The organism is Paenibacillus sp. V4I3, from assembly GCF_030817215.1.
Classification (GTDB): domain Bacteria; phylum Bacillota; class Bacilli; order Paenibacillales; family NBRC-103111; genus Paenibacillus_E.
In genome coordinates this window covers 6,563,708-6,590,050 of the sequence record NZ_JAUSZA010000001.1, presented here as the reverse complement: position 1 = coordinate 6,590,050, position 26,343 = coordinate 6,563,708, and the positions used below count along the sequence as shown (strand labels likewise).

General features: G+C 43.0%; 21 protein-coding genes. 17 read left to right on the top strand and 4 right to left on the bottom strand.

Annotated features, from left to right (window positions below; all coding sequences use genetic code 11):
* Nucleotides 1–43: 43 nt before the first annotated feature.
* The 6 genes from QFZ77_RS30410 (at nt 44) to QFZ77_RS30385 (ending at nt 8,375) form a co-directional block, all read left to right on the top strand.
* A complete protein-coding gene (locus tag QFZ77_RS30410) occupies nt 44–385 on the top strand; it encodes a winged helix-turn-helix transcriptional regulator (RefSeq protein WP_307445545.1) in 342 nt (113 codons plus the stop codon).
* Nucleotides 386–871: 486 nt separating this feature from the next.
* A complete protein-coding gene (locus tag QFZ77_RS30405) occupies nt 872–2,179 on the top strand; it encodes a response regulator transcription factor (protein WP_307445542.1) in 1,308 nt (435 codons plus the stop codon).
* A gap of 22 nt (nt 2,180–2,201) precedes the next feature.
* On the top strand, nt 2,202–4,997 hold the full coding sequence (locus tag QFZ77_RS30400; RefSeq protein ID WP_307445540.1) for a sensor histidine kinase: 2,796 nt from the start codon (nt 2,202–2,204) through the stop codon (nt 4,995–4,997).
* A gap of 120 nt (nt 4,998–5,117) precedes the next feature.
* Entirely contained in the window at nt 5,118–6,506 is a 1,389-nt protein-coding gene (locus QFZ77_RS30395) for an ABC transporter substrate-binding protein (protein WP_307445536.1), read from the top strand.
* A gap of 69 nt (nt 6,507–6,575) precedes the next feature.
* Nucleotides 6,576–7,535: a carbohydrate ABC transporter permease gene (locus tag QFZ77_RS30390; protein WP_307445534.1), complete on the top strand. Its 960-nt coding sequence runs from the start codon at nt 6,576–6,578 to the stop codon at nt 7,533–7,535.
* Nucleotides 7,536–7,538: 3 nt separating this feature from the next.
* On the top strand, nt 7,539–8,375 hold the full coding sequence (locus QFZ77_RS30385; RefSeq protein WP_307445532.1) for a carbohydrate ABC transporter permease: 837 nt from the start codon (nt 7,539–7,541) through the stop codon (nt 8,373–8,375).
* Nucleotides 8,376–8,527: 152 nt separating this feature from the next.
* Here QFZ77_RS30385 and QFZ77_RS30380 read toward each other — a convergent pair whose 3' ends face one another.
* Both QFZ77_RS30380 and QFZ77_RS30375 read right to left on the bottom strand, forming a co-directional pair.
* Nucleotides 8,528–9,811 carry a glycoside hydrolase family 27 protein gene (locus tag QFZ77_RS30380; RefSeq protein WP_307445527.1) on the bottom strand — a complete coding sequence of 428 codons (1,284 nt, stop codon included), beginning with the start codon at nt 9,809–9,811 and terminating at the stop codon, nt 8,528–8,530.
* 132 nt (nt 9,812–9,943) lie between these two features.
* Nucleotides 9,944–10,831: a helix-turn-helix transcriptional regulator gene (locus QFZ77_RS30375; RefSeq protein ID WP_307445524.1), complete on the bottom strand. Its 888-nt coding sequence runs from the start codon at nt 10,829–10,831 to the stop codon at nt 9,944–9,946.
* Nucleotides 10,832–11,013: 182 nt separating this feature from the next.
* Here QFZ77_RS30375 and QFZ77_RS30370 point away from each other — a divergent pair, with 182 nt between their 5' ends.
* From QFZ77_RS30370 to QFZ77_RS30335, 8 genes are all read left to right on the top strand, one after another.
* Nucleotides 11,014–13,398 (top strand): alpha-L-arabinofuranosidase C-terminal domain-containing protein, encoded by a 2,385-nt coding sequence (locus tag QFZ77_RS30370; protein WP_307445521.1) that lies wholly within the window; start codon nt 11,014–11,016, stop codon nt 13,396–13,398.
* A 10-nt stretch (nt 13,399–13,408) separates the two neighbouring features.
* Entirely contained in the window at nt 13,409–14,365 is a 957-nt protein-coding gene (locus tag QFZ77_RS30365) for a glycoside hydrolase family 43 protein (RefSeq protein ID WP_307445518.1), read from the top strand.
* A gap of 85 nt (nt 14,366–14,450) precedes the next feature.
* Nucleotides 14,451–15,380: a glycoside hydrolase family 43 protein gene (locus tag QFZ77_RS30360; protein WP_307445516.1), complete on the top strand. Its 930-nt coding sequence runs from the start codon at nt 14,451–14,453 to the stop codon at nt 15,378–15,380.
* A 402-nt stretch (nt 15,381–15,782) separates the two neighbouring features.
* On the top strand, nt 15,783–16,451 hold the full coding sequence (locus QFZ77_RS30355) for a DUF4309 domain-containing protein (RefSeq protein ID WP_307445512.1): 669 nt from the start codon (nt 15,783–15,785) through the stop codon (nt 16,449–16,451).
* 236 nt (nt 16,452–16,687) lie between these two features.
* Entirely contained in the window at nt 16,688–17,224 is a 537-nt protein-coding gene (locus QFZ77_RS30350; protein ID WP_307445509.1) for an RsfA family transcriptional regulator, read from the top strand.
* A gap of 295 nt (nt 17,225–17,519) precedes the next feature.
* Nucleotides 17,520–18,194: a hypothetical protein gene (locus tag QFZ77_RS30345; protein ID WP_307445507.1), complete on the top strand. Its 675-nt coding sequence runs from the start codon at nt 17,520–17,522 to the stop codon at nt 18,192–18,194.
* 198 nt (nt 18,195–18,392) lie between these two features.
* A complete protein-coding gene (locus tag QFZ77_RS30340) occupies nt 18,393–18,869 on the top strand; it encodes a UPF0158 family protein (protein ID WP_307445504.1) in 477 nt (158 codons plus the stop codon).
* Complete coding sequence (locus QFZ77_RS30335) at nt 18,866–19,000, top strand: hypothetical protein (protein WP_307445502.1); 135 nt, start codon at nt 18,866–18,868, stop codon at nt 18,998–19,000. The genes QFZ77_RS30340 and QFZ77_RS30335 overlap by 4 nt, the downstream gene beginning before the upstream one ends.
* Before the next feature lie 96 nt (nt 19,001–19,096).
* Here the strand turns inward: QFZ77_RS30335 and QFZ77_RS30330 are convergent, their stop codons facing one another.
* Together QFZ77_RS30330 and QFZ77_RS30325 are read right to left on the bottom strand one after the other, a co-directional pair.
* Nucleotides 19,097–20,353 (bottom strand): hypothetical protein, encoded by a 1,257-nt coding sequence (locus tag QFZ77_RS30330; RefSeq protein ID WP_307445499.1) that lies wholly within the window; start codon nt 20,351–20,353, stop codon nt 19,097–19,099.
* Nucleotides 20,354–20,548: 195 nt separating this feature from the next.
* Nucleotides 20,549–22,138: a DUF5050 domain-containing protein gene (locus tag QFZ77_RS30325; protein WP_307445495.1), complete on the bottom strand. Its 1,590-nt coding sequence runs from the start codon at nt 22,136–22,138 to the stop codon at nt 20,549–20,551.
* Nucleotides 22,139–22,372: 234 nt separating this feature from the next.
* Between QFZ77_RS30325 and QFZ77_RS30320 the strand changes: the two genes are divergently transcribed.
* From QFZ77_RS30320 to QFZ77_RS30310, 3 genes are all read left to right on the top strand, one after another.
* Nucleotides 22,373–23,965 (top strand): spore germination protein, encoded by a 1,593-nt coding sequence (locus QFZ77_RS30320; RefSeq protein WP_307445492.1) that lies wholly within the window; start codon nt 22,373–22,375, stop codon nt 23,963–23,965.
* A gap of 75 nt (nt 23,966–24,040) precedes the next feature.
* Nucleotides 24,041–25,231 (top strand): Ger(x)C family spore germination protein, encoded by a 1,191-nt coding sequence (locus QFZ77_RS30315; protein ID WP_307445490.1) that lies wholly within the window; start codon nt 24,041–24,043, stop codon nt 25,229–25,231.
* 15 nt (nt 25,232–25,246) lie between these two features.
* Nucleotides 25,247–26,332: a GerAB/ArcD/ProY family transporter gene (locus QFZ77_RS30310; RefSeq protein ID WP_307445487.1), complete on the top strand. Its 1,086-nt coding sequence runs from the start codon at nt 25,247–25,249 to the stop codon at nt 26,330–26,332.
* The last annotated feature ends 11 nt before the right edge of the window (nt 26,333–26,343 follow it).

Below are 26,343 nucleotides of genomic sequence, written 5' to 3'. Positions count from 1 at the left end.
AATGTTCAATAGTTTCAAAAAATGAACTATGGAGGAAACGTCAATGTTGGATCGCTCTTGTATCGAAGCCATTGATCCTTTGCTGGAAATCTTGGATGGTAAGTGGACCCTTCCTCTTCTGCTAGAGTTGTTTGTCGGCACCAAACGATTTGGAGAGCTGCGGCGAAAGCTATACCCGATTAGCCCGAAGACGTTAACGGATCGACTGCGGGTGCTGGAGGAGAAGGGGATTATAACGCGAACGCAGTACCCCGGTGTGCCCCTGCACGTCGAATATGAGCTAACTGAGCGAGGGTGGAATCTGCAGCCTATTTTTGCGGCTATGTGGGCATGGGTTCAGGAAAATGGCTTAAGTGCCGAGCGTGGGGCGGAAGAGATGGCATAGATGTGAATGTAACAGAGTTATTCTCCGTGTCTCTAGGGACTCTTGTCTCCACAAAACACGTTGGAAACTGAGGTATTGGAATTAGGGGGGGAATTGCGTCTGAAAATAAGTTCACTTTTGCTCTTATAATTTCAATTACGAGAAGAACATGACTGGACCAGAAGGAATCATTTTGTTTAGAACCCAAGTCTTATTGAAATAGTATCATATAAACAAACACACTCGGAATGATCAAAGCCCTCTTTCGTTTAATGCGAGAGGGCTTTTTTTGTTGGATGCCAAAATAAAAGTTTTGTCATTTTAAAAGCATATTGCTTGGTTCCAACAGTTAAATGGAATAATTGATATACTGTTCAATCCGTATTGGATTTGGCATAATGGAATGAATGAAAGGATGATAAATGAAGATGAAAACGGTTTCAAACGGAGAGTACAGACAGCAATCCTGTTATTTCGCACATATGTGTCAGGAGGGGGACGTATCACATGTATAATTTACTCATCGTCGATGACGAAATAGAAATTCGTGAAGGCTTATCAGCAATCCCATGGCATACCATGGGTGTGAAATTATTGGGGTGCGCAAAACATGGTCTAGAAGCGTTGCAATTTATTTCGGAACATCCCATAGATATTGTATTGACTGATATTCGAATGCCATTTATGGATGGGATTGAATTGATGACCGTATTGCTGCGGCAACAACCGTACATTCGAGTCATTATTTTATCAGGCCACAGCGATTTTGATTATGCTCAAAAAGCATTGAAAAATGGCGCTGTTGATTATTTGTTGAAACCTACTCAATTTGACATTCTATTTCAAACTTTTGAGAGATTGGTTAGCAAGTTGGATGCTGAAAAACAGGAGGAACTCAGAAAATCAGTTCTTGTTCGCAAAGAGATGCTGTTGTCGAAGCTCTTGCGAGAAGAGTTTCTATCCATGTTATTCAAGAACAGGATGTCGGGGGATGATATTGAGCTGGGATGTTCGGAGAGTGAAATTTTACTCGATGGCCTCGCATATACAGTTGCGTTGATTCGGCTTGACCGAGTATCTTTAAACGCAAAAATGGTATCAGATCGTGAACTGAAGTTGATAGCGTTTTCTTTGGATAATATTTTATGTGATATTTGGGATGAGCAAGGATCAGCTTATCATCTTGTTAATAAAGAAAATGCAGAATCTTATTTGCTTACCGCGAAATCTTCGCCTAAAGACGATTTTATTCAAGTCAAGCGGCAGCTATCCAAATTTATGGGTTTGTTAAAGTCAACTCTCTCGCTAAGTATCGGAAAACCCGTACAGCATCTAACAGAGATATGGAGTTCAGCCCAATCTGCCAAGCAGCTATTGGAAAACTCACCTGAAGAAGACAGCAATCATGAACACAGCGAACCTGCACAAGCTGAAGAGCTGGACCATACTGCTGCTAAAGAATCGCTTTCAGTGGGCCATGCCAAAGATAAAAAGAAAGACAGCGTGGTCGTGCAACAAGCTAAACATTTTATGAAGCAAAATTTCCATCAAAGTATTACTTTAAAGCAAGTAGCCAATGAAGTATATGTAACCCCCGGTCATTTGAGTGCGCTTTTCCGTGAATCCGGGGAATCGTATTTGCAATTTCTGACATCGCAACGGTTGAATAAAGCGATTGAGCTATTAGCGGATGTTCGCTTTAAAATATATGAGATTGCTGAGTTAGTCGGTTATTCAGACCAGGCTTATTTCTCAGAGATATTTAAAAAACATACGGGGAAAACACCGATGGAATATAGGGAAGCAGCAAATTAGGATAGAAAGGGCTGTTGATAGGATGGCAAACCCGTATTTCAACAAGCTTAGTCCCACACGCAGACGTATTATTATTGTCTCTGTATTGCTCACTGTATTGGCGCAAATTGTGCTTCTTACTATTGGGCTGTCTTATGTGAATAATATAAATCATTCCGTTCAGGATAAAAGAGAGACCAATGTATCGAACCAATTTTACAAAAATACATTGACACAGCTTGGTGAACTTAGCAATTTGATGCAACTGCTGCAATCCCCGGACTTTAGTGATTTTTTTAAAAGCTCTATGAATGTCCGGGATGTTTTAACGGTCACTCAGCAAAAAAACGATTTATTAAGTAAATTGAACGATCTTCATTTATCAACCAAAATGGTGCAGCGAATTTATTTTATCGGCAGTGATATGAATCAATTATCATTTCGCAAAGATACGGACCTTGCAACCCTAACTAAGCTCCCTAACCTGAGAATGGACATGTTTCAAGAAAATAATATGGATCAAGTTTTTTTGAAAGATAATAACCGTTTGACCCGATATTCGCAAAAAGACTTTGATTATCTCAAAATGAGCAATCAGCTTAATATCAATGTTGAAAGCAAAGCAGAACTGTATAGCTTTATTAATGACTTGACTAATAAACTTGTCATTTCGAACGGAAATGTGAACGGCGTGCTTGTGATTATGGAGCTAAATAAGGATTTATTCCGGTCTGGCTTGCCTGATGTTTATTCCGACGTCTATCAATTTTCGATTCTAAACCATAAAGATGAGCTGGTCTGGTCATCCGCTGATCAGCAAGAGTTGGTAGATAATAACACTCAAACCAATTGTCAAAAATGTGTAAAGCTAGAAAAGGAATTAAATCCATACCCGTATCGTGTCATTTTTAAGCAAACCTCAGATTTTGTGCTCTTTTCTAAAAAGTCCATTTTTTCTGCTTTTATTGCATTATCTTGTCTTACTGCGCTGGTTACCTTTTTGATTAGTTATTTTTATACAAAAAAAATATTTTATCCTTACTTGGTGCTAACAAAAAAGATGCAAGATCAGGCGCGGTCCGATGAGTTGATTTTAAAGTACATCTCAGACGAGTGGATAAAAAAAGGAATAAATGCACTATCGCTTCGTACCAAGCTAATCTTGATCTTTTCGATTGCCGTCATTATTCCAACCCTTTCGGACGGGTTTTTATATTCGCGAGTTTTGAACCAAGCCGTCCAAAACCAAATGAAAGAAACGGTTCATGAGGTAGGAGAGTTTATGAACGTATCCATCCAAAACCGTATGGACTTTATGAATCAGTTGATTAACCAGTTATCAGTAAGCAGACAATTGCAAGGATACCTTACCACTCAACAGGATCTGGATGCTTTGCGACAGGTTGCCTTCAGGAATATAAAATCAACAATCAATTTATCCATGTTCCCCGGGTTGAATGAGGTCAACTATTTTGTCTTATTTGATAGCAACGGGCACAGTTTTTATTCATCTATTTTTTCAAACAATCCCGAAATGTTTAATATCGAAAAGGATGATCTGGCGGATACAGACGCTCCTTATTGGATTTCCGGATATACGGATGTGTTCAATCACACCACACCGGCGATTATCAAACGAATTAATTATTGGCATAAGGGCAGCATAACCCAAAGTTATTTGTTGCTGGTTCCAAGGGATTCATTTCTCACAGAGGTTAGCCCGATGGAGTCAACGGTTGGTATTAAAGACTCGCAAGGTAAGCAAATATATGCCTTCCAGCCATATTCTACTGAACAATTGAATTCTTTGTTATGGTCAGGCCGCATACCAGACACGCAATGGCAGCTGAGCATTGAATATTCCTATGAAGATATTGTTCTTAAAAACAGTCAATATTATTATAGATTATTGCTAATTATCGTTCTCATTCTTATATTGTCCATTATTATTTCGTTTATTATCGCTTCCTTCTTGCTTAAGCCTGTCGAAATGCTGAAACGAACGATGAGGATCGTTGGCGAGGGGGATTTTAGTCGAGTGATGAGCTATAGCGGGAATAACGAGATTGGCGAGATTATTCGAAGCCATAATGATATGGTTCTAAGATTAAATGGCGTGATTCACGAGAATATGAAAATGATGGAGGAACATGCAAACAATAAACTAAGGGAAAATGAATTACTGTCCTTAAAGACCCAAGCAGAGTTAAAAATGCTGCAAGCGCAGATCAATCCTCATTTTCTATATAATACGCTTGAAGCAATTAATATGCGCAGTATGAAAAACGGAAACAGTGAAATAAGTCTGATTGTCAGTTCATTGGCCGAAATGTTCCGCTACAGTGTAAGCAACGGGGGAGGGAAGGTTCCGCTTGAGATGGAGCTGAGCCATGTGCAGAACTATATGTCCATTCAACAAATCCGATTTGGCGATCAATTCAAATATGAATTAGAGGTCCCTGAGCACTTGAACCACCTTGCTGTGGTCAAATTCATCCTTCAGCCGATTGTCGAAAATTGCTTGAAGCATGGTTTGTCCGGCATCGAAGAAGGCGGGATCATACGAATAAAAGTACTTGAAAAGGATGAGCTGATGTTCATTGAAGTTAGTGATAATGGTATTGGCATGGATATGGATACTGTCATACGGGTGAATGCAGAGATTCAGAGGAGCATGGATAACCAAATCGACGGATACGAAAATCAAGGCGGCATCGGATTGAGCAATGTGTACCATCGCCTCCAATTGGTCTATAAAGAACAAGTGGCCATGAAGGTGGGCAGCAGTCCAATGAAAGGAACGACGGTAACCATTTCTTTTCCTCTCTATCAGGAATAACCGCAAAATACCATAGAAGTCGTAATTTTACCGGATTGAGGTCTCTTCCTGCAAGAAATATACTTTAATCAGAGAGAAAGAAAACGCTCTCAATATAAAAAACTTCTAGGAGGGTCTACATTGAAAAAGAATTTCGTTAAGCCTTTCGTCCTCATCCTCTCTACCGCATTGTTTTTATCAGCTTGCGGCAGCGCAAAAACAACAACTGAAAACACGACTGCTGGGGGCACTAGCACTTCGTCTACAGCTTCGGCGGATAACGGCGCTCCTGTAACAGTACGTTTCAACATGAATGACGGTGAAATTACCAAGGACCAAATCAAAGAATTTGAAACGGCAAATCCGACCATTAAAATTCAAAGAGAAGATGGAGATACTACGAAACTAGCTGCTCAACTAGCAACTGGCGAAGCACCGGACATTATTCGGTTGACTGGCGTAAACGATCTCCCGTCTTATGTCATTCGCGGCATTGCTATGGATTTAACCAAACTCATTGATACAAGTACAGTGATAAAGAAAGATGATTTTGTTTCTGCGGTTGATGTTTATCGCTTTGACGGCAAGGTACAAGGCCAAGGTCCTATCTATGGCATTCCTAAAGATTTTTCTTCGGATTTCACGATATGGATTAATAAGAAATTATTTGCCGCAGCCGGCGTGCCAATCCCGAGTGAAACCGTTCCCATGACATACAGCCAGCTTTTCGATCTTGCAAAAAAATTAACGATTAAAAATGGCGATACGGTCACGCAATACGGTCTATCAGAAGGTGGAAAAGGAGAAGCGGATTTACCCTATTTGATGGAATATTTATTGAGTAAAGGTGTAAGGCTCTCCACAGATGATTACGGTAAAATTGACTTTACAAAACCGGAAGTCAAACAAGCCTTACAGCTATGGGTAGACGGGGTTAAAGGCAACTATGGACCGAACCTAGTCAACCAAGATAAAGCAGCGTGGGGAGGCGAAGTCTTTCTGGCTGATAAATTGGCCATGTATCAATCCGGTTATTGGTTTTCAGGGGTGCTGCGGGGTGACGAAAAAGCAAAAACGCATTTAGACGACTATGTAATGCTTCCTGCTCCAATTGCTGACGGCGGAACACGCGTATCTCCTACTGGCGCAGCAACAGGCGCCATTATAAATAAGGCAACGAAACATCCAAAAGAAGCATGGAAAGTATATGAATGGTTTTTTGGCGGTAAACCGGCGGAAGATCGCGCGAAAAGCGGTTGGGGAGTTCCTGCCTATAAACATATGCTTCCGATGATTCCACAAGAAACCGCGTTTGATAAAAAAACCTACGCAGTTCTTCAAGATGAATTGAAATACAGCGGTAAATTTATCGAAATGAACCCTTACTTGTTAAATGGTGACACCCTTTTGAAGAAGCAATTAACGCCAGTCTATTTTGGTAAAGCAACACTGGATGATGCGATGATTGCCTTAAATAAAGATGCGAACAAAATTATTGAGGAAGCTAAAAGTGCATCATCAAGCAAGTAAATAAGAATGCATACCCGAGGGGGAGTTTAGTTGCGCTCTCCCTCTTAAATAAAGAGGAGAGAACCTGCCATGCATACACCTGCTCTGAGAGCGACAACGGTTGGAAAGAGCAAAGCTCGTAAGGGAATAAGTGAAAGGACACGCCGTACGGCGGCATTTTACTTAATGATTTCACCATGGTTCATTGTTTTTTTGATTTTTGGTTTATATCCTTTACTCTATGGTCTCTATTTAAGCTTTACCAACTTTGTCGGATTTAACATTAACCATTTAAAAATAGTAGGGCTGCAAAATTATAAAAATGTTTTCACAGATACGGATGCCATGTATGCTCTTGGGCGAACATTTTTTGTTACCATCCTATATGTGCCTATCTCAACACTCATTGGCTTGCTGCTGGCTTTGTTATTAAATCAAAAAATTAGAGGAATGGGGATTTATCGGACGATTTTTTACCTCCCGTCTATTGTTCCCGTCGTTTCCATAGGTTTAATGTTCCGTTTTATGTACGCTGACAAGGATGGCATCATCAACAATATATTAAGTTTCCTCCACCTTCCCTCCGTAAGCTGGCTGGGTTATGATCACGCCACCCTTTCTTTGGTCATTATGATGCTATGGGGAGCGGGTGGCTCTATTCTAATCAATCTTGCCGGATTGAAGGGCATCTCGAGAGACTTGTACGAAGCCTCATCCATTGATGGCGCCTCTGCTTTTAAACGGTTTATAAGCATTACCATGCCTTTAATGACTCCGGTTATTTTCTTTAATGTTGTTACGGGAATCATCAATGCGTTTCAAATGTACATTCAACCCATACTCTTAACAGGGTTAAAGTTTTTAGATGCTCCTATCCGGCCCAATTACTTGTATGCTGTACATGCCTTCCAACAAGTTTTTGCCTTCCAACGGTATGCTTACGGGATGGCTTTGCTCTGGATCATGTTTATCGTCATTCTGCTGCTTACGATTGTTGTCTTCGCGACAAGCAAATATTGGGTCTATTACGAAACGGATCAGGAGGGATAGAAGATGGCGAACGCAGGGGCAAGTCGATTCGGTCTGTATTTGGTTTATGCTTTATTGCTTGTATTTTCTATCGTTTTTATCATTCCGCTTTTTCTAACGGCATCCAATTCATTAAGCCCATGGTTCTCTATACCGGGTTTTTTGCCGCAAGGATTCCATATCGAAAATTTTAAGCTTGCGACAACCATGATTGATTTTTGGAAATATTTGAAAAACACGTTCATTATTTGCACTATTTCTGTCGCTACGACGACTTTATCAAGCGGGCTAGTCGGGTATGCTTTTTCGCGGATTCAAGCGCCCGGCAAAAAGTTTTTGTTTATGATTGTCTTATCAACGATGATGGTGCCTGGCATTGTGACGCAAATTCCAACCTTTCTTTTATTTCATCAATATGGTTTGCTCAATACGTTTTATCCTTGGTTGATCTGGGGGCTTGGCGGCTCGGCACTATTTATATTTCTATACAGACAATTCTTTTCAGCGATTCCTAAGGAATTGGAAGAAGCGGCAAGGATAGATGGCTGCTCAATCTTCCGTACGTATTGGAATATTTTCCTCCCGCTTTCGCTGCCTGTGATGGCGACGGTTTCGATTATGAGCTTTCAAGCCTCATGGGGAGATTTTATCGGTCCATTCATGTTTCTGAACGAATCCAATTACCCGTTAGCCGCTGCGTTAGGTACTGTAGGCTATACAATGCCGGGAAATGCAGCCATTGTTATACAACAAGTTGCGGCAGCTGCATCGCTTTTGTTTATGCTGCCGGTCATTCTATTGTTTTTTATCGGTCAACGGTTCTTAATTGATGGTGTGGTCACTTCCGGTGTTAAAGGGTAGAAATTGGAAAGCTTACATCTCCAAAATTATCTTTAGTTAGTCCTTAGATTCGCTTTGACACAATGTATACAAAGGACCTGAGGCAGAGCCTCAGGTCCTTCAAAAATCGAATATGTTCAGTTGAAACTGCCGTAAGGTATGAAATTGGTGCCTCATCCACACAATTTTACCAACATGGAGCTGTGTGGCGGCAGCGTATAAGCCAGCTCGCTTACGGTTCCTAGATCCTCGCGCTTCCACAAGTCGCGTGCCTGTTTGGGCTCCTGCAGACCGAGTTGCTCCCATGAAGCCTGAATTACCGCAGGCTCATCTCCTGTGTTAAAAAGTGCGATATACACCTCGCCCGAGGGACCGGATGCCGTCCATACGACGTGATCACCCTCCCGATACAGAGGTTTGTTGTCGTGACTGGCCCGATGAACCGCTAGAACCTCTTCATTGGTCAAGAGGGAGAGAGTCCACTCGTCATTGTCGCGAAGTTCACCGCCGAATATGAGGGGGGATCTGAAGATAGTCCACAGGGTCATCATGGTAACCTGTTCTTCCTTAGTAAACCGCGTCCATCTGTCACTGCTTCCCCCGTCTACGGAACGAATTCCGATATGACCCAAGGGGAGCATATCGCAGTCGGGCCAATGACCGGCACCAACGTGAGGATACCATTTCTCGCACCTTTCGAACATATCACGGAGAAGAGGCCAAATATCCCAATAATCGTCCGTCATCCGCCACATATTGGCATTCTGGGCGAATGTCTCGTTAAACTCAAGCGGCGCCGGTCCCGGAGATAAGCTAAGCACCATGTCACGGCCAGAGCGATCTATAGCTGTGCGTATCATTTCGATCTCTTGTTGGTGGATGTGGTATAAACGGGAAGCTGCGATATCGTCCACCTTGACGAAATCGACCTCCCACTCCGCATAGAGCCTGAAGAGGGAATCGTAGTAAGCCTGCGCGCCGTCACTCTTCGCATTTACTCCATACATATCCGTATTCCAAGGGCAGATGTTGTTGTCAGCAATTTCCCGGGCACGGCGGTCCGTTCCAAGAATAGGCGTGTTGGCATGCACAGCTTGGCGGGGGATACCTCTCATGATATGAATGCCGAATTTCAGACCAAGGGCGTGAACCTGGTCAGCTAAAGGCTTGAAGCCTTTGCCTTCTGCAGCGGAAGGAAAACGGTTCGTTGCAGGAATCAAGCGAGAGTATTCGTCCATTTCCAAAGGGACAAATGGCCTGTACTGCGAGGAGTTGGCCCCAGGCTCATACCACTGGATATCTACAACGACGTATTCCCAGCCGTAAGGCTTCATATGCTCTGCCATATACCGAGCGTTACCGAGCACTTCTTCCTCTGTCACGCTTGCCCCGTAACAATCCCAACTGTTCCAACCCATAGGAGGTGTTTCTGCAAATAGATGATGCTTCGAACTCATATTTTTGTTTCCCCTCTCATTCTTGTATATAGTACATCTACTTGTATGATAGAGAATGAAATAACCTTTATCTATAACAATGTTTTGCTTCCAGTTGTAAAATATTGCTCTTCAGAATCCTCGAACTTATGTTCAATCGAACTTCATACGCTGAAGCCCGACAAGCTCACGACCCGAACGGAATTCACCAGGAGAAAAGCCGACCCACTGCCGGAACACTTTGATGAAATAACTGCCGCCGGCATAACCGACTTCCTTAGCTACCGCATCTATACTTAAGCTGGTGCTGCGAAGCAGGTCAATGGAACGTTCCACCCGTATTTTCGTTAAGTATTCGATAGGCGTAAAACCGGTAAACTTTCGGAACACCCTGACAAAATGATATTTCGACAGTCCGGCATTAGCGGCGATTTCATCGAGGCTTTGGATATAGCGGTAGCGGGTTTCCAACTCTTGGGCGGCTTGGCGGACAGCTGACGGCCAATGTTCCTTTTCCTTGGTGCGGCCCGTGCTGAAACGAAATAGTTCCATTACAAACCGGTAGACCAAAGAAGAAGCTAAATAACCGTCCGTAATCCGACTGTTAACCCCGGCAGAAAACGCATCCTGCAGGCTATGGATCACGGAGCTGTCTGGCGGGATATAAGCGACGCGGGAGAGCCTTCGTATCAGCTCTTGCCAGTGGTTCTCCAGATTCGACGGTCGGAATAAGATGAAATAAAATTCCCAAGCATCGCTTGATTTAGGCAGGAAATAGCGATGGTGACTTGGAATATCGAGCAGAAACGCGTACCCGGGATCTACTCGATAGGTGTGTCCGTCTATGATAACGTTCCCGTAGCCGGAAACCGTATATTGGAATAAATAAAGGGGACCGTCAATCCGCTTCAAGCCATCCCAATCGTAGGTGTGAGAAGTCACTTTGTCATAGCCAAGGGCGAAGAGATGATAGAAATCGGAATCGTTCAGCGTATCCCAGAAACGGTAACCCAGTGTTTGATAAGGGAGATGGTGTTTCATCGGAATGTCACATGCTCCTTCTTGAATGATGTATGTCAAATATGATATCTGCAACTAATCATTGTAATCATTGTGTATTTCCTTAAAAAGCACGATAGGTCAGTTTTAAGCCATTATAATGGATTGTTTTCGGATGAACAAGCACTTAAAATCGAATGAAAAGGAGTAAAGGAGACGAATTCATGACGAGAGCTCAACCAACCTTAACTATATATACACAAGAGAGGGGTGCGGAATTAGGCGATTTGTTCGGCATTTTTTTCGAGGATCTGAATCATGCGGCGGATGGAGGGCTTTATGCGGAGCTTGTTCAAAACCGTTCTTTTGAATTCGATCCGATCGATCGTGCGGAATACCATGCCTTGACAGCTTGGGAAAAAATCGAGAGAGGTGGCGGAAAGGCGGAAATCAACGTAGAAGACAGTCATCCTTTAAACCCGCGCAACCTGCATTACGTTGCCATCGATATTGTATCCGAGGGCGGCGGTGTCGGGATGATGAACTTGGGCTTTAACAGCGGCATTCCCGCCAAACAGGGAGAAACCTATCTATTTTCGGTTTATGCACGGCGAGATGCAAGCTTCGATGAGCCGGTTGTCGTAACGATTGAAGGGACAGACGGCACCGTTCATGGTGAGGCAACGATCGTGGTGCAATCGTCCGAATGGACCCAATATGCTGCGACAATTACGGCGAACGCCACCGATACCAGCAGCCGTCTTGTGATTGTGACGAAAGGAAAAGGAAAGCTTTATCTGGATATGGTGTCCCTTTTTCCGGAAAAGACCTTTCGCAATCGGCCGAACGGCATGCGGGAAGACATTGCCGCCTTGCTCGCGGATCTTAGACCTAAGTTTATGCGGTTTCCGGGAGGCTGCCTGATACACGACGGTTCTTTGAATCCCGATGACCGAGATTCGATGTACCGCTGGAAAAACACGTTAGGCGATATAGCGCAAAGACCGGCCAGACGGAATAATTGGAGCTATAATCAGACACTCGGATTGGGATATTATGAATACTTTCTGTTCTGTGAGGATATTGGCGCCAAGCCGATACCGATTCTGCCGGGCGGATATGACCCGCACCATAAACGAATCGTTCCGATTGACGAGCTGCAGCCCTGGATTGATGACGCTCTTGATTTGATCGAATTTGCCAATGGCGACCCTTCAACCGAATGGGGGGCAATACGGGCGCAGTTGGGTCACCCGGAACCGTTTGGTCTGGAGTATGTCGGCATCGGAAACGAAGAAGTCGGAGAGCCGTTTTTTGAACGCTATCCCTATTTCCATCGAGCAATCAAAGAGAAATATCCGGATATCAAAATCATCAACTCCGCCGGTCCGTTTGCGGCCGGGAGTGAATATGACCGCGGGTGGAAATCCGCAAAAGAAAATAAATCGGATCTTGTGGACGAGCACTATTATCAGTCACCGGAATGGTTTCTGGCAAATTATAACCGTTACGATACATTCAAAGCCGATGAGCCAAAAGTGTTTTTGGGCGAATACGCTTCATGGGGAAACACGTATTATAATGCCCTTGTAGAAGCTGCGTTTATGACGGGCTTGGAAAAAAATGCTCATGCGGTAGGACTGGCCTGCTATGCGCCGATGCTTTGCAATGTGGATTACATCAATTGGAAACCAGACATGATTTGGTTCAACAATCATGAAGTATACGGAACGGCAAACTATTATGTGCAGAAGCTGTTTATGCACCATCAAGGAGATCAACTCTTAAAAATTGAAGCATACGGGTTAGATGAAAAACAGGAAAACACAATGAAGCCGATTAACGGAGCGTTTGCACTCGAGACAGACCGTTGTTCCTTCCGCTTTTGGGACATGAAACTGGTTAACAACGATTCCGGAGAAATGAAAGAGCTGAACGGCTTGTCTGCCGAGTTGTCGGATACGGATGAAGACCGGCTGGGCGGAACGTCACTACGAACACTGGACTTGGGAGAAACGGATTGGGAGAACTATACGCTGAGTCTGAAAGCCCAAAAAATCAGCGGACCCAAAGGGTTCAACCTTTATTTTGGCAAACGTGACGATAACAATCAATTGATCTGGGATTTTGGCGGGTGGCAGAATCAGGATTCCGCGCTGTGTTCCAGCATGAATGGAAGAACCTCTTGCCTGACCCAAAGCATATTTAACGTGGAACCTGACATGGAATATGAGTTAACATTAGAAGTATCGGGAAGACAGATCCGTGCCTGGATTAACAACGTACTGTTCCATGACACGGAAGACAAGCTTCCGGTGATCGAGCCTCTGTATTATTCGGCAAGCTACGAACGTTCCACAGGGGATGTCATCGTTAAGGTAGTCAATGTGCAGGAGAATAGCGTTAGCGCACAGATTGCTTTGGCAGATTTGCATAAAACGTCTTTGACCGTAGAAGTAAACGAGATGTCCGACCATGCGCCGGATGACGAAAACACGTTTGCATCGCCTGAGCGGGTGTCGCCGAAGCAGAAGGAATTCAGTACGGTAGGTTGCAGTTTTCATTACGATTTCCCCAAACATTCTATCACTGTATTCAGAGTGAGATAAGGAGTATATTATGCTGTCAAAAGAACAAATTCAAAGCAAACGCCAATTCCCTAACCCGCTCGTTGAACAGCGGGCTGACCCCTGGATTTATAAACATACGGACGGCTACTATTATTTTACCGCTTCCGTTCCCGCGTACGACTGCATCGAGCTTAGAAGGGCAAGAACGATTCAGGAGCTCGGTACCGCCGAACCGGTCGTCATTTGGCGAAAACACGAGAAGGGCAGAATGAGCGGGCATATTTGGGCGCCTGAACTCCATTATATCGATGGCAAATGGTATATGTATTTTGCCGCCGGCGGATCGGATGAGTACGAGACGGCGTGGGAGATCTGTATGTACGTCCTGGAAAATGATGCGGCCAACCCGTTGGAACCGACATGGGTTGAAAAAGGTCAGCTTCGAACCAATTGGGAATCCTTCTCTTTGGATGCTACATCCTTTGAGCATCGGGGCGTAAGATATTTGGTTTGGGCGCAATACAAGCAAGCAGATTCCAATCTGTATATTGCCGAGATGTCCGAGCCGTGGACGATTCGCGGCGAGCAGGTCCTGCTTTCGAAACCGGAATATGCGTGGGAAATCATTGGCCACCGGGTGAATGAAGGGCCTGCGGTACTGAAGAAGAACGGCAAAATATTTATCAGCTACTCGGCAAGCGCCACGGACAGCAATTACTGCATAGGGCTGTTGACAGCATCGGATACCAGTGACTTGTTAGACCCGCAATCATGGACGAAATCTCCGGAACCCGTCTTCCGAACGAGCGAAGAATCCGGACAATACGGCCCAGGCCACAACTGCTTCACCCTCTCGGAAGATGGTTCGGCCGATATCCTGGTCTACCATTCCCGAGACTATAAGGAAATCGTCGGCGATCCGCTGTACGACCCCAATCGTCATGCACGTGTCAAAGTATTGGATTGGAACGAGGAGGGGGTCCCAGAATTCGGCGAACCCGAGTGAAATGCTGTAAGCATAGCAGCTTAATGAAACAGCCGTCATTCGGAGTGACGGCTGTTATCGATATTGAGAGGAGTAATTGAATCTAATGGAAGCTTATTTATTCGTACATTTTAAAGAAAAGAAAACCCCTGATGGCGAGCAGGTCTATTATGCACTTAGTACGGATGGGTTTAACTGGGAACAGGTAAACGGTGGACAACCCGTTATCTGGAGTGAAAAAGGTGATAAGGGAGTTCGAGACCATACAATCGTTCGAACGAAGTACGGCAAATTTTATATCCTTGCCACCGACTTGAGCCTTGCCAACTGTTTGAATACGAAGTACAAGGGAAGCTGGGAGAACATCGTCAGAGAGGGAAGCAAAAGTCTTTCCTTGTGGGAATCGGATGACCTTCTGAACTGGTCGGAACAAAGAATGATCGAATTAGGCGATGAGGATTTCGGCTGTCTTTGGGCGCCGGATGTGATTTACGATCATATCAATAAAGACTACGTCATTCACTGGTCATCGGCTCATGCTTCCACTAATTTTGAGCATAAAGCAATCTATTACTCTCGAACAAAGGATTTTGAAAGCTTTACTAAACCACAGCTGCTGTACCGGAAGGAAGATAGCGGGGTCATTGATTCTGCCATCTACGAGGAAAACGGCATGTACTACCGATTCTTGAAAAGCGAAGCAAACCCTACTGGGATTATCCTGCAAAAGGGAGAAACCCTTACCGGTGAATACACAACAATCGAGGCTTTCAATGGGGAAATGGCAAAGCTCGGCCACTCCGCCTATGAAGCGCCTACAGCGTATAAGCTGACAAATGGTAAATGGTGCCTGATGCTGGACTTTTTCGGTGTCGAGGGAGAAGGGCAGGGCTATGTTCCTTTTATAGCAGATGAGATTAATAGTGGACTCTTTATCCGATCGGATGAAAGCTTCAGCTTCCCTTACCGCTTCAAACACGGGACTGTGCTTTCAATAACAATGGAAGAGTACAACAGGATAAAAAACGGGTATTAACATAAAACGACATACTTTCAGTATTACTAATTTTGTTACGAATTTCGTTGCATGTTGCGAACTATATTTTCAAAGTGAAAAGGTTCGCATTCGGCAAAGAGCTTGAAATTGAAGGAATACATGAAATATTCCATGTATAACTTTAGTTGTTGATGCGAGAAATGAACAAGTAGTGATGATACTGCTTTCAGGGGACTCCAGATGAATCGTGTGGGTCATTCCGCTGACGAAAAAACGATAGTGAAGGAGCTTACCTCGCGGCAGCTCCTCTTTTGTTCATTCAAGTAACGGGCTGAGTAGCGTAAGTTGTTCTTTGCAAACCAACCAATCTACGCCTAGAAACTTATTGTGTTTGCAACACGTCTTATAAGTAACAACATTCATATTAGGAGGTAAACGGATTTGAAAAAATTCATCCTTGGTTTAACGTGTGGTATTATTTTGACCGCTTCGACTGCTGCCTACGCGTCTGACACAATACAAGCTTACTTGTTTCCTGCTACATTTGAATTTAATGGTTTAAGTAAACAATTGGACACGAACGAATATGTAGTGTTAAATCATAATGGTCACGCATATGTACCTGTTCGTTTCGTAGCTGAAAGTATGGGGAAAATCGTGAAATACGAGGATGATACAAAAATCATTTCTATAGAAGACACCAATTTGAGTAAAAAGTTGGTGTTAGACAAAGATTTTCTTACATCTGCATCGGAAGGGAAAATTAAAGGTATCGAATTTGGTATTGGGTCAAATAAAAAAGATGTTATTCAAAAATGGGGAGAGCCCCAAAAAACAGGAAGTTGGCAAACGCAATATTATTCATGGTTTGATTATTATTATTTCTTTGGTAATCCAGACGAAAGTGTCAGTGCAATCAGAATAGGTGGAGATACAGTCAAATGTACAGTTGATGAATTAAAAAAAGCAATCGGAGAGCCGAAAGATGAAGGATTAAACGATATTGAAAGCGGATGGTATCTGTATTATGAGGCTGGAGATTACCAAGTATTTTTCAATGCAGATACCAAGAATGGTTTAATAAAATATATGTCATTAAAAATGAAATAAAACGATAACTTAAATGTTTAAAGCTATTTACGAGAGCGGCCGGCTCGGATGAGAAAAAAGAAATACTAAAAAAATTTTACCCTAAAAACTACGAATCCTTTCCGTGTAGTAATATTTAATATGATTTAGAAAGAGACCCACATATACCCTATGTGGGTCTTTTATGCATTATCTTTGAATAAATTTAGTATTACAGGTAACAATCTCTAATAACATAGTAAAGAAGGTGGACTAGAATGAAAGATAAGAGACGAGAAGATGCTTGGGCAGAAATTCATGATTTAACTTTAGCTAAAACAGTTATAAGTCACATTAAAAATGGTAGTACTCAACTTGAGGCATTTGAAGAATCAGCGAGTAGACTGAATCGCACCGCGGCTGCTTGTGGGTTTCGATGGAATAAAGAACTACGAAAAAAATACGAAACAGAGATAAACGATGCTAAATTGTACAGGAAAAAACAAAAAGATCAAAAAAGAAAAGATAATGTGACTGTCTCTGGTGTTCTATCACTTGAGGATGAAATTACATTGCCAAAATATGATGAAGCATTTAGGCAAATCATAGAAATTGCGAAGGATCAAGCACACAAGTTTGAACAGTTAAAAATCGAGAATTCGAAGCTTAGGCTTGAAATTAATGCATTGAAAAATCAAAAGAATAACTTTGATACAATCAAATCTAATGAAGATGTTGCAACAGAGGATCTTCAAACCTTTCTCAAAATCATGAATAGAGCGAGAAGCTTAACTTCCTTAAATTTGAATGTATAAGTCTTCAGAAGAAGCGTTGCGTTTCTATGAAGGTTTAGGATTTAAAGCGACTCATGAGAGTCTAAAAATGAAGCTTTAATTAAACGACGAAGAACGATACTGACGGAGCTTGCCTCGTAGCAGCTCCTTTTTTTGTTCATTCAAGTAACAGGCAGGATGCATAAATAGTAATGACTGTACCTGGGCAGGAAAGTTTGGTATTTACTTGAACTTTACCAGTATTCCGAATGGATACTTGGTATAATAATCCAATAAAGCTAACTGCAAGAAAGTTTGTAGTCAGGGGGGAATTAAATTGATTAACGTAGACACTGCGGTTTTAAATAATATTGTTTGGTGTGGGGTTATTTGTGAGTTGCATGGGCTTACTCAAACTTCAAGTGAACGTGTATGGGGACTGCTTTCTAAAGCACCCGAACTATATCCCGATATCATTACTTTCAGCAGGCATGCAACGAGTGAAGAAGTAAAAGATTTTATAGGTAATAGAGAAATATTCAGTATAAAAGATAGTTTTGCTAATCTAAATATGGTGCCATTTGGGTTCAAAGTACTATTTGAGGCAAAATGGATTTATCATGCACCGGTTACCGACGTAAATTACGTTCAAACGGGATGGGGCGTTGTTTCGTCAGAAAAAGATTTAGCAAAGTGGACCTTTGCAAGCGAATTGCAAAAAGTGATAAAACCAAAACTATTAGATCAAAAAGATGTGAAAATCTTTATGCAAGAGATAAATGGTGAAATATCAGGATTTATAGCTAACTTGAGTGCTAATGCAGTGGGGATAACCAATGTATTTTCAAACAGTAATAAAATTATTTGGTCAGATGTTGTTCCAATTGTTTCGACCTATTTCCCTGGGATACCAATGGTGGGATATGAAAACGGCGATGATCTAACATCAGCCCTCTTATCTGGATGGACAACGATTGGCCCCCTTCGTGTATGGATTAAATCAAATGACTGAATCCACGCGAGTTCATTAAACTTATCGGAGACGGGAACTGAGTAAATATCACATTATGAGGTAATTACTGGGGAAGGAGCTGTCACGGCAGCTTTTTTTCGTGAGTTGCATCTTCTAAAGCTGCTCCTCTTTGATTTTTTTTGGTATTTTGAATAAACTATATTGTAAAAAGGGATTCAATGAAGGAGCAGGGATAAAATGAAGAAAAAAGCACCGGTGAAACTAGATGATCTAATTAATGAAATTGATATTCAAATGGACGAGACCTTTACATATATAAACACTCATACGGGAGAAGTTATTACATTAACAAGAGAAGAGTTAAGAGCCGCAGAAGATGAAGAGCCACTTGAAAAGTATCCGGATTGGCAAAGAGAGAACATTGAAAAAGCCATAAAAATTATTGAAGATGAAAACGATGCTTACTTGGATTTCACACTAAGAAACGAGTACCATGAGTATGAAATAATAGAAGAATTTATCGGAACATTAAGCGAAGATGAGGTTAGAGAAGAATTGTTTGGAGCTATTCAAGGAAGAGGGGCATTCAGAAGATTTAAGGACGGGATCATAGAACATGACGTCGAAAAACAATGGTATGAATTCAAAGAAAAAAAATTAAAGGAATTAGTTATCGAATGGTGTGAAGCGAAGGATCTTGTAATAGAAGAATGAAGCAATATTGGTGCTATCTTGTAATTGTAATGATGCCTGCAGGGAAAGGCAGCCATGTGGAGTTAGGAATTGCTCAGCTTAAACCAAGCGAAGGTGCGGTTGAAATCCGTCTCGTTCAAGCCGGTGGATGACAGCTCGCAGGATGTATATGCCTCTCTCTTGCATCTTGAATAGCGAACATAAAGAAGGCCCCCGCTGAGGGGCCTTCTTTATGTTCGCTACCTGTATTACGCCGGATCGGTCCATGTTTTTCCGCCGTCCCGGGTAATCTTCGTATGTCCGTTCAGGAGCACACAACCGTACCCGTCCATGCGCAGAAAAAATTGCGAAGCGCCTTTCAACGCGATGACAGGTATGAGTTTATGCCAATCCTCTTTGTTGTACGTATCCATTATATAGATGGTCTTCCCGTCGGTGGATATCGCTCGGCCTGTAATCAGATTGTCAAAATGATAAACCGGCGACGCCTGCACATCCGTTAACCGGTGTTTGATCGGAAGCCACGTATCCCCGCTGTCACGGCTTTCGTACGGTATGTACGTTTTTGTGCCATCCTGCACAAATTGGGCAATAAACAGCCCGTGATTATTGCTTTCCTGATCAAAAACGGGAGTTAGCGTGTCAGCGTATCCGTTTTTGAATTCGTCAGGGATGTCGACATGCTGAACCGTCCACGTTTTGCCGCCGTCCTTGTTCCGGAATAACGGAAAAGATTCCTGCCCGTGATAGGTCGCTGTGATCCAGCCTTCATTCGGAACGCGAAATGTGATGCCTGTCGGGTATCCGCTTATACCGCTGGCGATATCCCCGACGCGGGTCCACGACTTCCCGCGATCGTCCGTCCGGTAGAGTGATTTGTTCATTTGTCCCAATGCGGGGGATGAGGTAAGCGGCACATAGCTTGCATCACTGTAACTGAGACCGAAGCTGCTGTGCGTCGTAACGTCACGCGCTGTTTCCCATGCTTCTACAGTCGGCAGTGCTGCGGTTTCCCAGCCGGCAGGCAAACCGGCTCCGTCCTGCATCCGGTGGGTGGCAAGAAGCTTCGGCTGCTTGGCATCAGTGAGATAATAGGCGAAGCCAAGGAAAGTGTTTTGAAAATCGGCGGCGATCAGGCGATCCTTCGCACCGATACCGTCTGGAGTCGTAACCTCCCACGTCTTGCCCGCATTATTGGTGTAAAGCAGCCTTCCGCTTCCCATACCCCAGCCTTCAAATCCTTCCATGCCCATTATTCGGGATACGTCAGCTTTGACAGGCGACGGCTCCGATGACGGTTTCGGCCGAGAAACTGGCGGCTTTGACGGCGCGGGCTTGGCAGCAGCGGGCTGAGATGGGTTAGCCGATAACGCCGGTGACGGTGCGGCTGCGCTGAAAGTAGTTGGCGCGCTGGATTGGACAGCCGGCACTGGCGTCGACGATGATGCCGCAGTTGCAGCTATCGTGCCGGATGGACTGGGCTGCTGAGTCGTCGTCGCCTCCACCGAAGGCTGCGGTGACAGCTTCCCCGCATCGTCGGCCTAGCTGGATTCGCAGCCGCTAAGCAGCATGCACCCTATGAGGGACGTTGTCACAAAAACACGAAACCGGATCTTCACTCCTTTTATTACCAATTAGACGTAGGGATGAAATTATGGTTTCGGGTCATCGCTAAAATAAAGTTCTAAGTGGGCAAGGCTCTATTTCAACAATGTAATCGATTTATCTGCTCGCAAGACCATCAAAATGGTATCATTGTAAGCAAAAATATTCGACACTTGATCTACAACCGCTGTACCAAGAGTACCTGATTTATCTAGGATCTTGACCCCGTATTCTCCTCCCTCGACAAGTTTGCAAATGAGCTTATCGTTCACTAACTGTACGCTTTCCAACGCATCCTGCAAAATAAGAGTTTCCTCGCCAGATGGAACGGCCTTGTATAGATGTTTAGCGCCTTGCTCATCCGCAGAAGTGTAATACACTGTGCCGTCTATTTTGTCATACCAATTGGCGACTTTGTTTCTGGACCATTTTTGCTCATTCGTTCCATCCATATTGGATGAGTATAAGCACTTATCTTCGTCTTTTACGTAATAAAGCTTGTTATCCAAAATTTTAAAATTGTCCACTTCCGTTTGGATGATCTTGTTCGTCTGGTTGGTTGTCAGATTAACTTTGTAAATGTTATTTCGAGGGCTTTCGGCATTTAACATTGAGGAGGCCAACAGAAAGATATCGTCTTCAATGACGATCGCGGAAGAACTTCTTTCATAGCTTGTGCCCCCACCGGTGATATGCCAGCCATAGATTAGATTCGGATCCCCAATACGGACGGCATCATTTCGGTTGATTTTCCCAGGGGGTGCTAACGACAAATTATGGCCGCTCGGCGGCACGGAATAATCGACAATTAAGGTCCCCAGAGATGTATCCGCAAAATCAATATAACCTTTATGTTCGATTGAAGCCTTGCCATCGCTGTTTATTTTGCAGTAGACATCGTAACCCATAGTTGCACCGCCAAGATGGTAAGAAAACCAGAGTTCATTATTTCTTACTTCAAAATGCATATATTTTTGAAATCCATATCCGGTCTCTACCGCATAAGAATATACCAGCTCTTTGTTTGACATATCATTTATAGGTACTCGATATATTTCGTTCGTACTGCCTTTAGTTTCCGTGAAGTAATAATAGCTGTTGAACATGGCGACGTCATTGTCGCCCGCATCTACCGGCAGATCTAAAGTTTTCAACTGCGGATTAACAGAGTTGATGGTAAGGCCTTCCGAATCGTCCCAGGCGTAGTTCCATCCAAAAAGATCATGAGCGAATTCCCAAGTCATAGGGAAGTAGGTCACGTTGTTGAAGCTTAGCAGCGGATATTCCTGCTTGGAGGTATCCACAGTTTGGCCATTTATTGTAATCCCGAATGCCGCTTTCGTCGCCTTGTAGCTTTCCGAGTTTTTATCGTTCTTTTGGTATGGATGGTACGATGATGTCACGTTCACATTCTTAATGGCAAGACCGCGGTCCGCCGTCCATGTGGTCTCCAATCCCAGAAGCCTGGAATCGTACCAGGTCATTGGAAAATACGTGATATCCTTATAAACGAGTAGGGGATATTGCCGGTATTGATTTTCGACCGTATTCCCGTTTAGCTTCACCTTAAAATCCGGCAAGGTCACACTTACGCTAGACTCTGCAGCATGACTTCGGGCAGGGGCCATCATCAAACTTGCACAAATCGCAAGACCAATCAGACCTGCCCTTCGCTTGTTTCTCACCACGTCTCCCCCTTATTGGAACAAAATTGGAAAATGTCCATAATCACCCATATAATAGACGCGGATTGACTATAAAAGTTGCAAGTAACTGAAAGATCTTACACAGTTATGGTCTTCCAGAACCAATATCTTCAAATTTCCGAACTTGTCGATACTATTTGAAACATGTATAACTCTTGAAAGGCAAGGCGAAAATGAATGTTATTACATTATAGTACTAGGTGGATGCTATCGATGAACAAATTTCTACAGCGTTTTGCCCGGAAATATAATGAGGACTCGCAACAAGACTCTCAAGCAAATATCAAACAAACCGATAAGCTTTCAAGTAGCCTTGAGCAAAATATAAAGAAAATTTCTTCGTTAACTGGGAATAGCTCAGATATTTCCATTCGTACGTTTCAAGGGGCCAATAGTTTACCTATGGCTATTGTTTATATTAACGGTTTGACCGATACCTTAGTCATTAACGATCACATTATGAATCCGATCATGTCCGATGCAGAAGTAAACACAACTCAACAAAGAACTTTATCCGATTCGTTGATGGTTATTAAAGATAAGATTCTTACTGTTAGTTCCACAAATACAGTGAGTAAAATTGATGACTTCATGTCGGCTTTATACAATGGAGATACCATTATTCTCGCAGAGGGCTGGGATCAAGGCATTACCGCAAGTTCGGCCAAATGGATGCAAAGAGGCGTAGAGGAGCCCTCGTCTCAATCTGTTATTCGCGGACCCAAAGATGGATTTACCGAGGATATGAGCACGAATGTTGCGTTGCTCCGGCGTAGAATTAAAAGTCCGAATCTATGGAAAATTGATCGGAAGATCGGACAGGTAACGCAAACTGACGTTAGTGTTATGTATCTTAACGGGACCGCCAATGATGTAGTCGTGAACGAAGTGCTTCAGAGGCTAGATCGCATTGATATAGACGGCATACTGGAAAGTGGTTATTTGGAAGAATTTATTCAAGACCAAACCTTTACCCCGTTTCCCACTATCATAAACACGGAACGTCCTGACACAGTTGCTGCCTCCATCTTGGATGGGCAGGTCGCTGTCTTGGTGGATGGAACACCATTTGCTCTTGTGCTGCCTATCACCTTTCTCAAGTTCTTCATTGCCAGCGAGGATTATTACCAGAGATTCGATATCTCTTCGTTTTTGCGTCTTTTGCGCTTCTTTGCGTTTACCATTTCTATGATTCTCCCTTCCTTATATATTGCAATTACGACTTTTCATCAAGAAATGATCCCCACGACCTTACTGGTCAGTCTTGCAGCACAAAGGGAAGGGATTCCTTTTCCTGCATTCTTTGAAGCATTAATGATGGAAATCACGTTTGAGGTGTTAAGGGAAGCAGGGGTTCGAATGCCAAGGGCCATTGGTTCCGCAATTTCTATCGTTGGTGCGCTTGTTTTGGGACAGGCAGCAGTTGAAGCTGGTCTTGTATCGGCAGCAATGGTGATCGTGGTAGCCTTTACGGCGATCTCCAGCTTCGTTGTTCCGGCCTTTAATATCTCAATTGCTGCCCGATTGATTCGATTCATACTGATGGTTCTTGCGGCAGCCTTAGGATTGTTCGGAATTATGTCAGGACTCTTTTTTCTCTTGATCCACATGTTGTCGCTGCGCTCTTTCGGTGTTCCTTACATGGCACCAATAGCACCATTTATACCTAGTAACTTAAAAGATACGGTTGTAAGGGTACCTTGGTGGATGATGTTAACCAGACCGCGTCTTTTTGCTAAGAACAATTATGTGCGCCAAAACGTAAACTTACGTCCTGAACCTTCCGATAAGGAGAAGGAAAAGTAATCGTCTTGCATTCTTACATCAGGGAAACGGACATCAGAAGGGGATTAGGAAATGAAGCGAGGGGTCATCCTGCTGTTGATCTTCATCATGTTAGTAGTTAATAGTGGTTGTTCAAACCATATCGAACTAAACAAATTGGGGATCATCAGCGCAATCGCCTTTGATTTGGACGAAAGCAATCAATGGGTAATGACCTTTCAAATCATTATACCGAAGTCAACCCAGAGTAAATCCGGTGGTGGCGGCTCCCAGTCTCCGGTAACCGTCTTTTCAACGAAAGGAAAGACCATACAGGAGGCGATTCAAAAGAGTGATTTAGAAGCCCCGCGCCACCTCTTCTTTTCTCATACGCGTGTTATTGTTATCAGTCAACGAGTTGCTAAATATGGTGTCAATCAAATATTGGACGCTTACTTGAGAAGCTACGAATCAAGGGAAACTACAAATGTTCTCATTTCGGATGGGGACGCAAAGAAAATATTGGAGATCCTTACGCCAGTAGAAGACATTCCCGCAAACGCGATTTCCAATTTGATCAGTAGACAGGGAGACAAACAAACCAACTTAGTTCAGTCCAAGTTACATGATTTAATTTCCACAATAACCAATCCTTACGCTAGCTCTACATTGCCGGAAATCAAAATCACGGGTGAGCCAGAGGGACAAAACTCTCAAGATGAACTCAAAGAAACCCGTACATCTGCCGTATTAAAATTGGATAGAGTCGGGGTATTTAAGCAGGATAAATTAACAGGTTGGCTAAGCCGAACAGAAAGCCGCGGCATTCCATGGATAACAAATCATTTACAAACAACGACCATCGTATTTTCTTGTGAAGGGGAGAGCCGAAGAGAACACCTATCTTCCTTTTTAGTTGAAAAATCCCACACAAAATTAAAACCCAACATTTCGAACGGTGATTTAGTCATGTCCGTAGAAATTGAAGCCAAAGGAAACTTGACTGAAACGGCATGTAATCTGGATCTGAAACAGTCTAAAACCTTGAAGAAATTAGAAAAATATATCCAGGAGCAAATAAAAAATGATGTGGAAAATTCTTTTCAAGCTCTAAAAAAAATGAAAACAGACGCTCTGGGCTTCGGAGATGCATTCCACAAATCTTATCCGCAGGACTGGAAAAAGCTAAGTAAGAGCTGGGAGAATGAATTCGCAGAAATAAGAATGAACGTTAAAGTTCATGTAACGATCCAACGAACCGGAATGATTGATGATTCCTTTTCCAAGATATCCGGTATAAAAGAATGAGAAAAGGGGCTTCGTATGGAGCGGATCAGCAAATATCAATTGGGTGCGATGATTATCTTATTTCAAATTGGAAGCACGCCTTTATTTGAATTAGGAATCAAAGTTGGTCAAGACGCCTGGTTGGTGGTCATTACTAGCATGCTGCTAGGATTCATGCTGCTTGTTCTTTTATTGATGATCCAACGAAGGGAACCAGAAAAAAATTTGAGTCAGCTATTGATTCACTATTTCGGTTCATTTTTGGGGAAGTTTGTCTTATTGCTCTATGTTCTGATGTTTGCTTACGAAGCCATGCGAAATGTACGCGACCTCGGGGATCTTACCCTCTTGACCATTCTTCCTCGAGGTCCCATTTCCCTCATTATGCTGATTATGTTAACTATGTCGATCTATGTTATTTACAAGGGAATAGAAGTCTTCTTTCGGTTGTCCGAATTTATCGTGGCGGGAGTGCTAATTTTTTATCTTATTTTGATTATCATGCACTTTGGATCGGGTGTTGTTCATTTTGATCATCTTCTTCCGATTTTGGAAAATGGCATCCAACCTATATTAAAAGAAAGTATATCTAGCTCCGTCTGGTTTCCATTTGGACAAATGGTGATTTTCCTCATGTTCTGGCATTATTTAAACGAGAAGAAAGAGTTAGCAAAAACATCGATTCGAGCTTATTTTGTATCTGGCTTCGTTATCCTTCTCTCGAACATAATGAATCTGATCGTTCTGGGTCCGCAATTAGTTAACATTAGCACAGTACCTTTATTACAATCCGTACAGTTGATTCAGATCGCCGAAGTATTCGAGCGTTTTGACGCTCTTGTTATCTTACTTTTTTATGCGGGGATATTTATCAAAGCGACATTATGGTTTTTGGCCGCTGTAATTGGATTATCTCAGTTGTTTCATACAAAGTATCGAAGTTTTGCTCTTCCTGTTGGAGGAATTATTTATATAACTTCCCTTCTCCCATCAAGCTGGCAGTCGCATTTAGAAATTGGGGAAATCGTCGCGGAACAATTCATGGTCAACAAGACTTTTATTGGGATCATACCGGCTATTCTTTTTCTCGTTATGTTGATTAAAGGAAAGGGAATCAAATGACAAACTAATTC

What these genes read in the sequence shown, in the direction of transcription:
- QFZ77_RS30335 (WP_307445502.1), top strand. Translation starts at nt 18,866, where the DNA reads ATGAAGCAATATTGGTGCTATCTTGTAATTGTAATGATGCCTGCAGGG.
- QFZ77_RS30310 (WP_307445487.1), top strand. Translation starts at nt 25,247, where the DNA reads ATGGAGCGGATCAGCAAATATCAATTGGGTGCGATGATTATCTTATTT.
- QFZ77_RS30390 (WP_307445534.1), top strand. Translation starts at nt 6,576, where the DNA reads ATGCATACACCTGCTCTGAGAGCGACAACGGTTGGAAAGAGCAAAGCT.
- QFZ77_RS30400 (WP_307445540.1), top strand. Translation starts at nt 2,202, where the DNA reads ATGGCAAACCCGTATTTCAACAAGCTTAGTCCCACACGCAGACGTATT.
- QFZ77_RS30410 (WP_307445545.1), top strand. Translation starts at nt 44, where the DNA reads ATGTTGGATCGCTCTTGTATCGAAGCCATTGATCCTTTGCTGGAAATC.
- QFZ77_RS30320 (WP_307445492.1), top strand. Translation starts at nt 22,373, where the DNA reads ATGAACAAATTTCTACAGCGTTTTGCCCGGAAATATAATGAGGACTCG.
- QFZ77_RS30370 (WP_307445521.1), top strand. Translation starts at nt 11,014, where the DNA reads ATGACGAGAGCTCAACCAACCTTAACTATATATACACAAGAGAGGGGT.
- QFZ77_RS30360 (WP_307445516.1), top strand. Translation starts at nt 14,451, where the DNA reads ATGGAAGCTTATTTATTCGTACATTTTAAAGAAAAGAAAACCCCTGAT.
- QFZ77_RS30350 (WP_307445509.1), top strand. Translation starts at nt 16,688, where the DNA reads ATGAAAGATAAGAGACGAGAAGATGCTTGGGCAGAAATTCATGATTTA.
- QFZ77_RS30405 (WP_307445542.1), top strand. Translation starts at nt 872, where the DNA reads ATGTATAATTTACTCATCGTCGATGACGAAATAGAAATTCGTGAAGGC.
- QFZ77_RS30385 (WP_307445532.1), top strand. Translation starts at nt 7,539, where the DNA reads ATGGCGAACGCAGGGGCAAGTCGATTCGGTCTGTATTTGGTTTATGCT.
- QFZ77_RS30380 (WP_307445527.1), bottom strand. Translation starts at nt 9,811, where the DNA reads ATGAGTTCGAAGCATCATCTATTTGCAGAAACACCTCCTATGGGTTGG.
- QFZ77_RS30365 (WP_307445518.1), top strand. Translation starts at nt 13,409, where the DNA reads ATGCTGTCAAAAGAACAAATTCAAAGCAAACGCCAATTCCCTAACCCG.
- QFZ77_RS30375 (WP_307445524.1), bottom strand. Translation starts at nt 10,831, where the DNA reads ATGAAACACCATCTCCCTTATCAAACACTGGGTTACCGTTTCTGGGAT.
- QFZ77_RS30340 (WP_307445504.1), top strand. Translation starts at nt 18,393, where the DNA reads ATGAAGAAAAAAGCACCGGTGAAACTAGATGATCTAATTAATGAAATT.